The organism is Diaphorobacter caeni (genome assembly GCF_015354245.1).
Classification (GTDB): domain Bacteria; phylum Pseudomonadota; class Gammaproteobacteria; order Burkholderiales; family Burkholderiaceae_C; genus Diaphorobacter_A; species Diaphorobacter_A caeni.
Map to the genome: position 1 here is coordinate 462724 of NZ_JADKYZ010000003.1, position 14597 is coordinate 477320.

General features: G+C 66.0%; 14 protein-coding genes. 6 read left to right on the top strand and 8 right to left on the bottom strand.

The window, feature by feature from the left end:
• Positions 1–30 precede the first annotated feature (30 nt).
• A complete protein-coding gene (locus tag ISG32_RS09830; RefSeq protein WP_194770823.1) occupies positions 31–1107 on the top strand; it encodes an ornithine cyclodeaminase in 1077 nt (358 codons plus the stop codon).
• On the opposite strand, the gene ISG32_RS09835 is transcribed toward ISG32_RS09830, so the two are convergent.
• From ISG32_RS09835 to ISG32_RS09870, 8 genes are all read right to left on the bottom strand, one after another.
• Complete coding sequence (locus ISG32_RS09835; RefSeq protein WP_228529699.1) at positions 1064–2509, bottom strand: MFS transporter; 1446 nt, start codon at positions 2507–2509, stop codon at positions 1064–1066. The two genes, ISG32_RS09830 and ISG32_RS09835, sit on opposite strands and share 44 nt — an antisense overlap.
• A 248-nt stretch (positions 2510–2757) precedes the next feature.
• On the bottom strand, positions 2758–4104 hold the full coding sequence (locus tag ISG32_RS09840) for an MATE family efflux transporter (RefSeq protein WP_194770824.1): 1347 nt from the start codon (positions 4102–4104) through the stop codon (positions 2758–2760).
• 9 nt (positions 4105–4113) lie between these two features.
• Positions 4114–4710 carry a methylated-DNA--[protein]-cysteine S-methyltransferase gene (locus tag ISG32_RS09845; RefSeq protein ID WP_323745918.1) on the bottom strand — a complete coding sequence of 199 codons (597 nt, stop codon included), beginning with the start codon at positions 4708–4710 and terminating at the stop codon, positions 4114–4116.
• On the bottom strand, positions 4710–5642 hold the full coding sequence (locus ISG32_RS09850; RefSeq protein ID WP_194770825.1) for an SDR family oxidoreductase: 933 nt from the start codon (positions 5640–5642) through the stop codon (positions 4710–4712). The genes ISG32_RS09845 and ISG32_RS09850 overlap by 1 nt, the downstream gene beginning before the upstream one ends.
• 81 nt (positions 5643–5723) lie before the next feature.
• Complete coding sequence (locus ISG32_RS09855; RefSeq protein ID WP_194770826.1) at positions 5724–6650, bottom strand: glutathione S-transferase family protein; 927 nt, start codon at positions 6648–6650, stop codon at positions 5724–5726.
• Positions 6651–6734: 84 nt separating this feature from the next.
• A complete protein-coding gene (locus ISG32_RS09860; RefSeq protein ID WP_228529700.1) occupies positions 6735–7208 on the bottom strand; it encodes a GNAT family N-acetyltransferase in 474 nt (157 codons plus the stop codon).
• Positions 7209–7246: 38 nt separating this feature from the next.
• Complete coding sequence (locus ISG32_RS09865) at positions 7247–7666, bottom strand: PaaI family thioesterase (RefSeq protein ID WP_194770827.1); 420 nt, start codon at positions 7664–7666, stop codon at positions 7247–7249.
• 99 nt (positions 7667–7765) lie between these two features.
• Positions 7766–8557, bottom strand: a complete 792-nt coding sequence (locus ISG32_RS09870; protein WP_194770828.1) for an SDR family oxidoreductase — start codon at positions 8555–8557, stop codon at positions 7766–7768.
• Between the two features lie 164 nt (positions 8558–8721).
• Here ISG32_RS09870 and ISG32_RS09875 point away from each other — a divergent pair, with 164 nt between their 5' ends.
• The 5 genes from ISG32_RS09875 to ISG32_RS27535 all read left to right on the top strand — a co-directional run bounded on the left by ISG32_RS09875 (position 8722) and on the right by ISG32_RS27535 (position 14542).
• Complete coding sequence (locus ISG32_RS09875; protein ID WP_194770829.1) at positions 8722–9669, top strand: Dyp-type peroxidase; 948 nt, start codon at positions 8722–8724, stop codon at positions 9667–9669.
• Between the two features lie 77 nt (positions 9670–9746).
• Positions 9747–10706, top strand: a complete 960-nt coding sequence (locus ISG32_RS09880; protein ID WP_194770830.1) for a class I SAM-dependent methyltransferase — start codon at positions 9747–9749, stop codon at positions 10704–10706.
• Between the two features lie 105 nt (positions 10707–10811).
• Positions 10812–11186: a hypothetical protein gene (locus ISG32_RS09885; protein WP_194770831.1), complete on the top strand. Its 375-nt coding sequence runs from the start codon at positions 10812–10814 to the stop codon at positions 11184–11186.
• Between the two features lie 143 nt (positions 11187–11329).
• A complete protein-coding gene (locus tag ISG32_RS09890; protein ID WP_194770832.1) occupies positions 11330–13609 on the top strand; it encodes a TonB-dependent receptor in 2280 nt (759 codons plus the stop codon).
• 33 nt (positions 13610–13642) lie between these two features.
• Entirely contained in the window at positions 13643–14542 is a 900-nt protein-coding gene (locus tag ISG32_RS27535; protein WP_228529701.1) for a copper chaperone PCu(A)C, read from the top strand.
• Positions 14543–14597: the final 55 nt, after the last annotated feature.

A 14597-nucleotide genomic window follows, 5' to 3' on the forward strand; every position in this document is an offset into this window, starting at 1 on the left:
ACCTAGTCATGCCATCTTCTGGAGCCCATCATGTCCGCCGTCCACACCGAATTCCTCAGCGCCAGCAACGCCGCGCGACTCGTGGCCCGCACCGGCGTGGTCGAGTGCCTGCGCCTGATGGCCGACGCCATCGAGGCGGACTTCTCGCGCTGGCAGGATTTCGACAAATCCGCACGCGTGGCCGCGCATTCAGCCCACGGCGTGATCGAGCTCATGCCCGTGGCCGACGCGACGGACTACGCGTTCAAATACGTCAACGGTCATCCCGGCAACACCCGGCATGGCCTCCCCACGGTGATGGCCTTCGGCGCGCTCGCTGACGTGGCGACGGGCGCGCCGCGCTTCGTGAGCGAGCTGACGCTGACGACCGCGCTGCGCACCGCCGCCACCTCGCTGATGGTCGCACGGCGCCTCGCGCGGCCGGGCAGCCGCAGCATGGCGCTCATCGGCAATGGCTCGCAGAGCGAATTCCAGGCGCTGGCCTTCGTCAGTCTGCTCGGCGTGCGCGAGCTTCGGCTGTTTGACGTGGACGCGGCCGCCTCGGCCAAGCTGCTGCGCAACATAACGCCGACGTTGCGCGAACACGGCGCCACGGCGCGGATCTGCGACTCCACTGAAGACGCGGTGCGCGGCGCGGACATCGTCACCACGCTCACCGCCGACAAGGCACGCGCGACCATCGTGCGCGCTGACATGCTCGCGCCCGGCATGCACCTCAACGCCGTGGGTGGAGACTGCCCCGGCAAGACGGAGCTTGCGGCCGCCGTGCTCGCCCGCGCCTCGGTGTTCGTCGAATACGAACCGCAGACGCGCGTGGAAGGCGATCTGCAGCAGATGCCGGCCGACTTTGTGGTGACCGAGTTCTGGCGCGTGGTGCAGGGGCTGGCACCGGGCCGCAGCTCAGACGACGACATCACGGTGTTTGATTCGGTGGGGTTCGCGCTGGAGGACTATTCGGCGCTGCGGACGCTGCGCGAACTGGGCCGGCGGGCCGGGCTGCTCGAATCCATCGAGCTGATCCCCGATCTGCCGGATCCCAAGGACCTGTTCGGGCTGCTGGACCTCAGTGCCCGCCCGGAGCCTTCGCGCCATCTGCGCCGCGCGTGATGCGCAGCGAGCTGAAGAAGCCGGAGATCAACGCGCTGCCAGCGGCCAGACACAGCGCCACCGATTCGGCAAAGCCGTCATGCTGCGGCCAGATCGCGAAGATCGCGGCAAGCAGCACCGCGCCCAAGGTCTGGCCGGTCAGCCGCGCCGTGCCCAGCATGCCACTGGCCGCGCCACTGCGGTGCATCGGGGCCGAGCTCACGATCGTGTGGTTGTTGGGCGACTGGAAGAGCCCGAAGCCCGCGCCGCACAACGCCATGCGCCACATCACGTTCCAGTCGGCCGGTTGTTCGGGCATGAGGCCGAGCGCCAGCAGGCCCGCGGCAAACATCGCCATGCCGATGCCGCCCAGCAGCCCGTCCTGAAAGCGACCGATCAGACGTCCGGCAATCGGCGCGAACACCACGGTCGCGAGCGGCCACGCCGTGATCACCATGCCGGCCTTCATATGGCTGTAGCCCAGCACCTCAAGCAGCAGATACGGCATGGCCAGAAAGCCAAGCATCTGCGCGCAGAAGGCACTGACGGACGCGCCCATCGACAGCGCGAACACGGGAATGCGCAACAGATCGACCGGAAACATCGGCGCCGCCAGATGCCATTGCCGTCGCACGTAGAACACGCCCACGAGCAGGCCGATGCCCAGCAGCGTCAGACCTCCCGCGAACGAACTCTGTCCGCCCCCAATGCGCACGCCCAGCTGCTCGCCGCCAAGGAACAGCAGCGTGAACATTGCCACGTTGAGAACCACGTCAATCACGGAAAAGCGCGGCCCCTTGCGCTCCGCCGGTGGATTGACGGGCAAGGCGCGCCGTCCCAGCCAGCACACGAACAGGCCCAGCGGCAGATTCATCGCGAACAGCCAGGGCCAGGATGCCACCGAGAGAATTCCGGCCGCAATCGTCGGGCCGGCCATCGACGCGGTCGCCACGACCACCGAATTGATCGCCATGCCGCGCCCGAGCCCGCTGCGTGGAAACGTCAGACGCACGAGCGCCGCGTTCACGCTCATCACACCCGCCGCGCCAAGGCCCTGCAGCGCGCGCGCCAGAATCAGCGTTTCCAGGCTGCGCGCCAGCATCGCGCCCACCGAAGCCAGCGCGAACAGCGCCATGCCGACCAGATAGACGCGCCGGTATCCCAAGCGGTCCCCCAGCGCCGCGAGCGGCAGCAGCAGCACCAGCGTGGCGAGCTGGTAGGCGTTGACAACCCACACGGCGTGCGCGGCGCTGACGTTGAGTTCCCGGCCAATGTCGGGCAGTGCCAGATTCATGATGCTCGAATCGAGCACCGCCAAGGTGATGCCAAGAATGATGACCAGCATGGACTGCCGCCGCTGCGGCATGGGCAAGCCATCGGTCGGCGCAGGCGCTGCGGCTTGCTGGCAAGCGGGTTCGGTCATCAGACGGTCCATGTATATCTTGTTCTTGGGTTGCCCAGCCGGTGAGCGGCTGCACGCCGGAGTGTTCAAGCGCAGTGGCAATATGGTTGTCGATTCTAGGAAATCGCCTCGAACAGCGCTTGGCTTTTCGGAACAGCCCGCCAAATCCGATGGTTACGCGTTCGGCGAAGCCTGCGCTCGCCAGACAAGAGCGCGAGGAGAGCGGCGCGCGGCGGCTCTGGATGAGGTCTCAGAGCCTGTTTGCGATCTCAGTCCCAGCGCGTGCGCCGCACGGCCCACACGGTCGTCATGCCGTAGACCACCATGCCCGCAAAGGCCAGCCAGAACAGGGGCTGGGCCGAGTCGCCTCCGCGCTGCGCCAGCCACGCTCCAACCACAGCCACCAGCACCAGACGCGCCGAGCCCGCGAGAACCGGACCCAGCACGCGGCCGGATCCCAGTGATGCGAAGTACAGCGTCAGTCCGAGGCCAAAGAACGCAAAACCCGGCCCGGTCGTACGCAGATAGAGATCGGCATTGGCGAGCACCAATGGGTCGGTGCTGAACATGGCCGACCAGAGCGAGGGCGCGAGCATCACCGTCACGCCGAGCACGGCCAGCACCAGCGCCGACACGCAGCCCGCCGTCCACGCCACGCGGCGAGCACGCGCCACCTGCCCCGCTCCGATGGCCATGCCGACCATCGGCACCGAAGCCACGCCGATGCCGAAGGCGATCGGAATGAGCAGAAACTCCAGTCGCTGGCCTATGCCGTAACCCGCAAGCGCCTGCGGCCCGAAGCGCGCGACCAGCCCGGTCATGATGAGCGCGGTGAGCACCGACTGCACGGGCGAGAGGCAGGCGAACGCGCCCACCCGCAGGATGTCGCGGAACATGGGCCACGCAAAGCGCACGCTGCGCCACAGAATCGGCAGCGTCTTCTGCCCCCATTGCAGATACGCGAGCAGCACCAGCGAGCCCAGCCCCATCGCGATGATGTTGCCAAGCGCAATGCCTGTCATGCCCCAGTGCGGCATGGGTCCGAGCCCGAGGCCGAGCGAGCCGCCGATCACGATCTGCAGCACCGCCACGACCATCACCACCGTCGACGGCACGCGCATGTTGCCGGTGCCGCGCACCACCGAGGCCAGCGTGTTGCACAGCCACACCAGCATGGCGCCGCTGAACAGCACCTGTCCATAGAGAGCCGCCTCGCGCAGCACCTCGCCCCGGCCACCGAGCAGTTGAAAGAACCATGGCCCGCAGAGCACGAAAAACAGCGAACAGGCGACGCCCACCCCTGCTCCGATGGCCATCGCATGCAGCGCCAGCGTGCCCGCGCGTTCGCGGTCACCGGAGCCGAGCGCGCGGCTGATGGCCGACGACACGCCGCCGCCCATCGCGCCGTTGCTCATCATCTGCGTGAGCATGGCGAACGGAAACACGATGGCCATGGCCGCGAGCGCCGTGGTGCCGAGCCGCCCGACGTAGTAGGTCTCCGCGATGCCGACGAGCACTGACGAAACCAACGCCAGCACATTGGGCACGGCGAGCCGCAGCAGCGTCGGCAATATCGCGCCTTCAAGCAATGGGGATGCGGGCGCTGGTGCGGTCATCGGAATGTCTCAGAACAACGGCAGGGTGCCGCCGGGACACGCGCCCTCGATGGCCAGCATGCGCAGCTTCTGCGTTGCCCCGCCATGCGCGGAAAAGCCACCGGCACGGTCGCCAGCCGCCAGAATCCGATGGCAGGGAACCACCGGCGCAAATGGATTTGCACCCAGCGCCTGCCCCACCGCGCGCGACAGATGCACATCGCCGAGCTCGCGCGCGAGCTCGCCGTAAGTGCGGGTATCGCCCGGCGCAATGGCACGCGCAAGCGCGTAGACGCGGCACGCGAATTCGGGCACGCCGCGCAGGTCGAGTTCAATGTCGAGGAGGTTGAGCGGCTCGCCTCGCAGCAGCGCCTGCACCCCATGCACCGCATCGATGGCCTGCTGTGGCTGCGACGCGGCCAGCAGCTCGCTCACCGGTCGATCGAGCCGCAAGCCGCGCAACAAGCGCTCGAGCGTGCGCGCCACATCGGGCTCGGGCAACTGCACCGCGACGATGCCCGCGTCAGACCATGCCAGCGCGCAGTCACCGATCTCCGTCGCGAAATGGCGCGCGCCGAGCGGCGCCGGTCGCGCGTTGTGGACGATGGGCGGCGCGCTCATCGGCATCAGACGTTCGATGTGTTCGCAGCGTTGGCGGCACCGAGCAGCTGCTCGCGCAGCTGTTCACGCAGATGCGGTCGCGCGGCGAACGGATCGCTCGGGTTGCGAGTCTGCAGAATGTCTTCCATGCGTGTCCGCACCGCGCCGATCGCCTGGGGGTGGCTGTAGATGTAGAACTGGTTGTCGGCCACGGCGTCAAAGACTTTCTTCGCCACGTCCTCGGCCGAGACCTTGCCGCTGGCCACCGCCTTGTCTAGCATCTGCGCGCCCACCTGCTGGCTGCGCGTGGTCTCGGTCGCTGCCAGAGCGTCGGGCCGGTGGCGCTCGCTCTTGCCGATGCCCGTGGGCACGAAATACGGACACAGCACGCTCGCGCCGATCTGTTCGGTCACCAACTGCAGGTCCTGGTACAGCGTCTCCGACAGCGCCACCACCGCATGCTTGCTGACGTTGTAGACCCCGAGATTGGGCGTGGCCAGCAGCCCCGCCATGCTGGCCGTGTTGACGATGTGGCCGCGCCAGTTCGCATCGCCACGCGCGGCCGCCAGCATCATCGGCGTGAACACCCGCACTCCATTGGCCACCCCACGCAGGTTCACGCCCAGCACCCAATCCCATTCACGCGCCGAAGTTTCCCAGATCAAACCCGCCGCACCCACGCCCGCGTTGTTGAACACCAGATGCGGCGCACCAAACCGTTCCAGCACCGCAGCCCCGAGCGCGTCCATCTCGTCCGCACTCGACACATCCACCCGCCGCGCCAGCACATTGGCGCCCAGCGCCCCAAGCTCCGCCTGCGCGGCGGCCAACGGCTCGGCCTGCACATCGACCAGCACCAGATTCATCCCCAAGCGAGCACCGATGCGCGCACACTCCAGCCCAAAGCCCGAAGCGGCCCCCGTCAACACCGCCGTCTTGCCCGCAAAATTCTCGATCATCCCCAAGTCTCCAACTTCAAAAAACCAACGCCCCATCCATCGAACCCGATCCGGCCTCGTCAACAGCGGCAGAACAAAAAATCAAAGCGCCTTCATCACATAGCCGACGCGGGGGAAGTGAACGTGCATGTGGCCTACGCGGGCATCGACACGGGCCAGCGTGTAGCGCGTGCGAGTCGCCGCAATCAGCTTGCCGATCGTGGGCTCCACCCCGAAGCTCTCAGCGGAAATCGCCACCTTGCTGCCCAGTTCAACCCCGTGGTCGTCCAGAAACACCTCGTGCTCCGGCAGTGCCGCTGGCTCCGCGTTCGCCGCCACCGTCAGCGCCTCCTGCATCGACAGCTTTTCCATGCGCCCCACGCCAAGTGCGGCAATGCGGTCCATCCAGGTGAGCACCTGCGGCGTCGCGTCAAAGATGTTGGCCAGAATCGGCGTCGCGATGCGCGTGAACCACAGCGGGTGATAGACCGCAAAGTCCGCGATGCAGGGCTGATCGCCGAGCAGGTACTTGTTCTCGTCGAGCATGCTGGCGATGCGCCGCAGGTCGGAGCGGTAGTTCACCGCCGCTTCGGGCGCGTTCATCAGCGGAAAGCCCATGGCCTTGCGATCATTCACGAAGGCCTCGGCCAGCGAGCGATCCGCGTTCGCGAACAGCACCTGCAGTCCACGCTGCTGGAAGTTGTACGACATGGCGGCCCAGAACATCTGCTCTTCGGCCCATTGCGCGACCACCCGCGACAGTCCCTTGCGGTGCTCGGGATAGAGGGTGGGCGCGCGCTCGTGGTGTTCCAGCACGTCGCAGATCAGCGCGGTGTCGCAGTAGATGTCGGCGCCGATCTGCAGGTACGGCGTGCGCCGGTAACCGCCGGTGAGCGCCTCGACGTCGGGCTTGGGCATGAAGCCCGGCACGATCACCGATTTCCACGCCAATTGCTTGTAGCCCATGATCGCCCGGATCTTGTGCGAGAACGGGGACATGGGATAGTGGTGCAGTATCAGTTCGCTCACGTTGTCATCTCCTTGTTAGTCGTTGGCTCTCGGAATCACATCAGATCAGCACAATATCCTATCGGCAACGCCGTTCAGCCACCCTCAGGGGACGTACAGCATCTCCACATGCGGGATGTCGTCCTCCAGATATTCATCCGACACCGTCCGGAACCCCGCCTCGCCGTACAGGCGCTGCAGATGCGCCTGCGCGCTGATGCGTATCGACGCGCCGGGAAACAACCGTGCAGCCTGCGCGAGGCCCTCCGCGACCAGCTCCCGGCCCATGCCAAGGCCCCGGATCTCGGGCGCGCAGACCACGCGGCCGATCGACGCCTCTTCGTACTTCACGCCCGGCCCCTGCAGCCGCAGCGTCGCTAGCAGCGCAGCCCCGTGCTCCGAGCCCGGCGCGCGGCCCAGCAGATGCCAGGACAGTTGGTCGTACTCATCGGGATCCTGATACGGCCCCTGCTCCAGAATGAAAACCCGGCAGCGCAGCGCGAGCGCGTCGTGCAGCTCGTGCGGCGTCAGGTCGTCGAATCGCTTCCATGTCCATTGCATCTGCGGTCGGTTCATCATGCGCGGGGCTCCGTGGCATCCATCGGTGGCGTCAGGCATCAGTCTGTGGCGACGGGCGCCTGATGGCCGCCAAGCTTGGCGCGCGGCACATAACGAAAGGTTCCGGTCGCCATGGTGCACAGCTCGCCCTCGGCGTCATAGACCCAGCCCTCGACGAAAGCCATCGACTTCGTGCGGCGCAGCCTCCGCGCCTTGGCCACCAAAGGGCCCCTGGCCGGTGCCATGAAGGTGGATTTCATCTCGATGGTGACGATGCCGTGATCTTCCACATCGCTGCGCGCCGCCACCGACAGCGCCACGTCGAGCAGCGTCATCGTCGCGCCGCCATGCGTCACGCCATGCGAGTTCAGGTGCTCGGGCTTGGGTGTGTAATGGAGTTCGGATTCGCCGTTTTCCATGCGGTGCAGCGTGAAGCCCAACAGGTTCACGAAAGGGATGTCGGCGCGAAAATTCAGCACAGGAGGTCTCCGGGAAAAGCAGGTTCGGCCAGAATGGCCACAAGCATGTTTATAGCTGCTTGGCGGCACCTTCGCTGGCGACCCGTTCGCACCTTCCACTCAGCCGCCCAGCACCGCACTCACGCCCCCGTCCGCCGCCATCCACTGGCCGGTGATGTGCTTGCCCGCGTCGCTCGCAAGCAGCAGGGTCAGGCCCTTGAGATCTTCGTCATCCCCCAGACGGCGCAGCGGCGCGCCTTCGCACATCTTCTCTTCACCGACGGTGTCGATCAGCACCGTCGCCATCTTGGTGCGGAAGAACCCCGGGCAGATGCAGTTCACGCGCACGCCGCGCGGGCCCCACTCGGCGGCAAGCGCCCGCGTGAAGTTGACCACCGCGCCCTTGGACGTGTTGTAGGCGATGGTCTTCATGTCCACCGGGTTGCCGCCCAGCCCCGCGATCGACGCGAGATTGATGATGCTGCCCTTGCCGCGCGGCAGCATGCTGCGCTTGCCGATCTGCTGGCTCAGCAGAAAGTATCCGCGGATGTTCAGGTTCATCACCTTGTCCCAGGCCTCCACCGGATAGTCCTCCGCCGCCGCGCCCCAGGACGCGCCCGCGTTGTTGATGAGAATGTCGATGTCGCCCACCCGCTCCAGCGTCTCGTCGGCCAGACGCACGATGTCGGCCTCCTTGGCGCAATCCGCCGCGATCCAGCGTGCATCGATGCCCTTGTCCGCGAGCGTGGCCACGGCCTCCTCCAGGTCGGCCGCCTTGCGCGAGGAGACAACCACCTTGGCTCCGGCCTCGCCGAGCGCCTGCGCCATCTGAAGACCGAGTCCGCGCGACCCGCCGGTCACCAGCGCCGTACGCCCTTCGAGATTGAATAGTTCTTGCACCGTGCGTGACATGGCGGAGTCCCCTCTGACTGTGTTTGGGTGGGTGGAAAATGAAGCGCCATTGTCCAATGGCTCGCCTGCGCCGCCATGTCGCATTGGCGATTCTCCAAGGCGCACCGAACTTCGAATATCACCCGGCAGACGGTTGGAATGCCCGCTCTGCTACTGTTATGGTCATGCAAGACTCCACGCCCGCGATCTCCCAGTCCGCCCATCAGAGCGGCATCCTCCAATCCATTCCGGCCTTGGCCCGCTACGCTTTCTTTTCGATAGCGCAAGGTGCCGATGCGTCCACACTTCAAACCGCGCTCAAGCGCCTGCAATCGGCGGTCGACGGCAAAACCGTCGTCGCAGCCTTCGGCGTGCAGTTGGTGAACGCGCTCTCGGCCCAAGTACCCGGACTGCGCGAGTTCCCCGTGCTCACCTGCCCCGACGGCCTCGTCATTCCGTCCACACCCGCCGCACTGATGCTGTGGCTGCGCGGCAGCGACATGGGCGAGCTCGCCAACCGCACTCGCACGCTCCAAAGGCTGCTGGCGCCTGCGTTCGACGTGGGCGTCGTGGTCGACGCCTTCCGCCACGGTGACCCCGAGGCCGCGCACGGCCGCGACCTCACCGGCTATGAGGACGGCACCGAAAACCCCGAAGGTGAAGAAGCCGAGGCCGCCGCCTTCGTGCAGAACGCCGCACCCGGCCTCGACGGTTCGAGCTTCGTGGCCGTTCAGCGCTGGCTGCACAACTTCGAGACCTTCGAATCGTTCAGCACCGAAGAGCGCGACCACATCATGGGCCGCCGACTCACCGACAACGAAGAGCTCGACGACGCGCCCGAATCCGCCCACGTCAAGCGCACCGCACAGGAAAGCTTCGAGCCCGAGGCCTTCGTTCTGCGCCGCTCCATGCCGTGGCTGCAGCATGAGCAGGGTCGCGACGCGAGCGGCCTGATGTTCGCCGCCTACGGCAAGTCGCTCGACGCGTTTGAAGCCCAGATGCGCCGCATGGCGGGCCTCGACGACGGCATCACCGATGGTCTGCTGCGCTTTTCCAAACCCCTCACCGGCGCTTACCTGTGGTGTCCACCGATGCACGACGGCCAGCTCGATCTGCGTCTTTTGAAGATCTAAAATAGACACGTCCCCCAAACGCAGTGTGTTCACGCACACTGCGTTTTTTGTTTTTCAGACTCCCATCGCCCCACTCCATGCAAGCCCTGCTCGACGCCATCCGACACATGCCCCGCACCGAGGACGCCACGCGCCTCTTTCACGGTCGCGGCGGCATGCATCCGGGTTGCGAGCATCTGTCGCTCGACGCCTTTCCGCCGGCACTGGTGCTCACCAGTTTTGCGGAGCTGGATGACACCGCCATTGCGACGATAGGCCAGGCGCTCGAAACCCGCTGGGCCGAGATCGCACCGGGCGAGCCGCTCAACTGGGTGCTGCAGATCCGGCTCGTCGGCGGTCAGGGCAGCACGCGGATCATGAGCGGCAGCGTACCCGATCCGCATGTCGTCACCGAGGCCGGAACGCGCTACGGCGTGCACGTGGCGCGCGGACAGAACCACGGCCTTTTTCTCGACATGGCGGCCGGTCGGCAATGGGTGCGCGAGCATGTGGCGGCGCGCGCGCCAACGCAGGCGCGCGGCTTCAAGGTGCTCAATCTCTTCGCCTACACCTGCGCGTTCTCGGTGGTGGCGATGCAGGCTGGCGCCACGCAGGTCGTCAACATGGACATGAGCCGTGGCGCGATGTCCATCGGCCAGCAGAACCATCGTTTGAACGACGTGGACAAGGGCGCGAGTTTTCTCGCGCACGACATCTTTTCTAGCTGGGGCAAGATCACGCGCAGCGGCCCTTATGACCTCATCATCGTCGACCCGCCGAGTTACCAAAAAGGCAGCTTCGTCGCAACCAAGGACTACGCGCGCCTCGTGCGCCGCCTGCCCGATCTGCTCATGCCCGGCGGCCATGCGCTCATCTGCCTGAACGCACCGGAGCTGCCCGCATCCTTCGTTCACGAGCACATGCTGGCCGAGGCCCCCGAGCTGCAGTTCGTGGAGCGCGTGGCCAATCCACCCGCGTTCGCGGACCGCGATCCGGAGCGCTCGCTCAAGGTGCTTGTCTACCGCACATCAGGCGCCGCCGTCACTGCTCCGTCATAAGAATTTCGCGTCAGCTCATGAAAAAAACAGTTCGCGCGACAGGGCGATGCTTGCTATCATCGACACGCTTTCGCTGATCGCTCTCGACTCTTCCACGCACCACGCATGAACCTGCTGAACCGCATCCGCCAACTGGCATCCGGCCTTCTCGGTCGGTCGATGCTGGCGTGGCTGCTGCTGTCGCTGGGCGCGGCATCGGCAGCGCCGCTGGTGCACCCGCAGAGCATGGAAATCGTCTGCACGAGCATGGGCGACATCCGTCTCGTCGTCACCTCGGATGACGGCGCGCAGACCATGGGCGCATCGCACTGGGAATGCGCGATGTGCCTGCCGTTCACCGCGCCGCCAAGCACTCCGGTCGTGGCGGTTGATCCTCCGCCTTCCCCTTATACCCACGCGCTTCAGCCCGTTGAAGCCGCACGCATCGCAGGCATCACTGCCGCACCTCTCCCGGCCCGAGGGCCGCCTCGGTTCGCCTGAATCTTTTTCCCTGACACGCTGATCGTGGTCCGCGTTCGCACTCACGTTGGATCGACATGAGCGCAACCGTTCGCGCGTGTCATGCACACGGATTCCCGTGCGGCCCGCACTCGCGCGCCCGCACCGCCAAGGTTTGAACCGACATGAAAAGTCCCCTGATGGCGCTCGTGCTGAGCGCCGCCGCGCTGCCCTGCGCGGCCGCCGAAGAAAAGACGCTCGACGCCGTCACCGTCGACGGAGGCCAGGCCAGCCGCCTGCCCACGCAGATTCCCGCCACCATCGAGGGCGTGACGCGCGAGGAGATCGCCACGCGCATCAACGCCACCGACAGTGAAGACGCTCTCAAGTACCTGCCCAGCCTCATGGTGCGCAAGCGCTACATCGGCGACTACAACCACGCGATCCTCGCCACGCGTTCGTCCGGCACCGGCAACAGCGTGCGCTCGGTGGTCTATGCGGACGGCATTCTGCTGTCCAACTTTCTCGGCAACGGCATCGCCAACGGCACCAACTACGCGCCACGCTGGGGTCTCGTCACGCCCGAGGAGATCGAGCGCGTCGATGTGCTCTACGGCCCCTACTCCGCGCAATATGCGGGCAACTCCGCAGGCGCCGTGGTCGACTACGTCACCCGCATGCCCGAGAAATTCGAGGCCCATGTCGGCGCGGGCTATTCCTCGGCACCCACCGAACTGTTTGGTTCAGACCGCACCTTCAAAAGCTGGAACACGAGCGCCTCGCTCGGCAACAAGAGCAGCGACTGGTCATGGTGGCTGCACCTCAACCGCACCGACAGCGAAGGACCACCGCAGACCTTCGTCACCGCGCTGCGCTCCACCGGCAAGCCCGGCAGCGGCACACCCGTCACCGGTGCGGCCACCGGCAGCAACGTGAACCACCAGCCGTGGTACGTCTTGGGCACCGGTACGCAGTACCACACGACGCAGGACCACCTCAAGGCCAAGCTCGCCTGGGACATCAGCCCCACGCTGCGCGCGAGCTACACGCTTGGCTGGTGGCGCAACGATTCCAAAGGCCGTCCGCAGTCCTTTCTGCGCGATGCAAACGGCCAGAGCGTCTACAGTGGCGCGGTCAACGTGAACGGCTCGAACTTCACGCTCGCGCCCACCGCATTCGGTCTGACCAACGATGCGCAGACCCATTGGATGCACGGCTTGCTGCTCAAGAGCCACACCGGTGGAACGTTTGACTGGGAACTGGCGGCGAGCCTGTATGACTACGCCAAGGACAACCAGCGCGCGCCCACCACATCCCTGCCCACCGCATTGAACGGCGGCGCGGGCACGTTGCAGTCCATGACCGGCAGCGGCTGGAACACGTTCGCGGCCAAGGGCATCTGGAGACCGGAGGGCACGCAAGGCGCGCACATTGTGGAATTCGGCACCGGGCGCGACGCGTACAAGCTGCGCATCAACAAATCCAACGTGCTCGGCGACTGGCGGGGCGGCGCGGCGAATCCGCAATCCGTTCTCAGCGATGTCGGCGGAAAAACCGAAACACGTTATCTCTGGGCCCAGGACGCCTGGCGCTTCGCGCCCGACTGGAAAGCCGTCGTCGGTCTGCGCTGGGAAGACTGGGAAGCCAGACAAGGCTTCACGCAGAACACGGCGCAGACGCTCAACCATGCAAGCCGCAGCGAATCCAATGTCTCGCCCAAGGCCGCAGTCTCCTGGCAGGCGAGCAGCGACACCCTGCTGCGCGCCGCGATCGGCCGGGCCGTGCGCTATCCGACCACCGGCGAACTGTATGGAGCGACCAGCGGCGGCGAGCTTGGCTTCATCAACGACCCGAATCTTCGCCCTGAGAAATCCTGGACCGGCGAACTCAGCGCAGAAAAAGATCTGGGCAACGGCATGGGCATCGCACGTGCCACGCTGTTCCATGAAAGGCTGAATGATGCGCTGATCAGTCAACTGGTCTCCGGCACCACGATCAGCCGCGTACAGAACGTGGACCGCGTGAAGACCACCGGCATCGAACTTGCGTACAACGCGCAGTCGGTATGGCTGCGCAGCCTGGACTTCGGCGCCAGCCTCACCTACGCCAATTCGCGCATCGTCTCCAATCCCGGCCTGCCTTCCAGCGAAGGCAAATGGCAGCCCCGCGTGCCCCGCTGGCGCGCAACGGGTCTCGTGAGCTACCGACCCGACACCCGTTGGACGCTCACCGCCGCCGCACGTTACAGCGGTCGCCAGTTCAACACGCTCGACAACAGCGACACGAACGCGGACACCTATTTCGGCACCAGCAAGTACTTTGTCGTCGACCTTCGGGCCCATGCGCGCCTCACGCGCGAACTGAGCGCGGCCATCGGCATCGACAACGTGAACAACGAACGCTACTGGAGCTTTCACCCCATGCCGCAACGCACGTACACCGCATCGCTGCGCTGGGACCTCTGAACCTGTTTCTCTTTTTCAAACCAGGACGCCACCATGAAAAACACATCTTCCGCACTCACCATCATCACCGCCCTGCTCGCCACGGCCGCAGCGCACGCCCATGTCGTTTTGCCCGCAGGCGGCGCCAACGTCGGTAGCCCGTATGACGCGGCCTTCCGCGTCGGCCATGCCTGCAAGGACACCAAGGCCACGACGGCCATCGAGGTCGAGCTGCCCAAGACCTTCCAGTTCAAGGAAGCCGTGGCACGCAGCGGCTGGAAGCTCAGCGCGCCCGCAACAGGCAGCCAGGGCGGCACGGTGCGCTGGGAGGCCGAAAGCGCGGCCACCGCGCTGCCGGACAGCGAGAAGGCGGCTTTTGTCGTGCGCGGCGTGCTGCCCTCCAAGGCGCAGACACTGCATTTCCCCGTCCATCAAATCTGCGACACGGGCCGCGCGGATTGGGTCCAGATTCCCACGTCGGCAAACGCGAGCGAGAAGCCCGAATTCCCCGCGGCACGCCTTGAGGTGTTGCCGGACACCGTCGCCGCCGTGGACGTGCGCGACGCCTGGGTGCGCGCCGCCGTGCCCGGCCAGAGCGGCACGGGGGCGTTCGTGACGCTGCAGGCTCCGCAGGGCGCGAAGCTGGTGGCCGTGAAATCGGCGGCGGCCGGCGTGGTCGAAATCCACGAAATGAAGCTCGAGAACGACGTGATGAAGATGCGCGCCATCCCAGCGCTTGACTTGCCTGCGGGCGAGCCGGTCAAGCTTGCGCCGGGTGGACTGCACCTGATGATGATGGACCTGAAGCAGCCCATCACCGCAGGCCGTACGCTGGGCTTCACGCTCACGCTGGAGGACGCGAACGGCAAGCGCCGTGATCGCCAGATCGAAGCGCCAGTGCGCGCGGGCGCTGCTGCGGGCAACGGCGAGCACGGCGCACACCAGCACCACTGACCGCAACGCGCACGCGATCATTGCACTGCGAAAGGGCAACACTGATTCAACCATT

What these genes read in the sequence shown, in the direction of transcription:
- ISG32_RS09830 (WP_194770823.1), top strand. Translation starts at nt 31, where the DNA reads ATGTCCGCCGTCCACACCGAATTCCTCAGCGCCAGCAACGCCGCGCGA.
- ISG32_RS09835 (WP_228529699.1), bottom strand. Translation starts at nt 2,509, where the DNA reads ATGACCGAACCCGCTTGCCAGCAAGCCGCAGCGCCTGCGCCGACCGAT.
- ISG32_RS09840 (WP_194770824.1), bottom strand. Translation starts at nt 4,104, where the DNA reads ATGACCGCACCAGCGCCCGCATCCCCATTGCTTGAAGGCGCGATATTG.
- ISG32_RS09845 (WP_323745918.1), bottom strand. Translation starts at nt 4,710, where the DNA reads ATGCCGATGAGCGCGCCGCCCATCGTCCACAACGCGCGACCGGCGCCG.
- ISG32_RS09850 (WP_194770825.1), bottom strand. Translation starts at nt 5,642, where the DNA reads ATGATCGAGAATTTTGCGGGCAAGACGGCGGTGTTGACGGGGGCCGCT.
- ISG32_RS09860 (WP_228529700.1), bottom strand. Translation starts at nt 7,208, where the DNA reads ATGATGAACCGACCGCAGATGCAATGGACATGGAAGCGATTCGACGAC.
- ISG32_RS09870 (WP_194770828.1), bottom strand. Translation starts at nt 8,557, where the DNA reads ATGTCACGCACGGTGCAAGAACTATTCAATCTCGAAGGGCGTACGGCG.
- ISG32_RS09875 (WP_194770829.1), top strand. Translation starts at nt 8,722, where the DNA reads ATGCAAGACTCCACGCCCGCGATCTCCCAGTCCGCCCATCAGAGCGGC.
- ISG32_RS09880 (WP_194770830.1), top strand. Translation starts at nt 9,747, where the DNA reads ATGCAAGCCCTGCTCGACGCCATCCGACACATGCCCCGCACCGAGGAC.
- ISG32_RS09885 (WP_194770831.1), top strand. Translation starts at nt 10,812, where the DNA reads ATGAACCTGCTGAACCGCATCCGCCAACTGGCATCCGGCCTTCTCGGT.
- ISG32_RS09890 (WP_194770832.1), top strand. Translation starts at nt 11,330, where the DNA reads ATGAAAAGTCCCCTGATGGCGCTCGTGCTGAGCGCCGCCGCGCTGCCC.
- ISG32_RS27535 (WP_228529701.1), top strand. Translation starts at nt 13,643, where the DNA reads ATGAAAAACACATCTTCCGCACTCACCATCATCACCGCCCTGCTCGCC.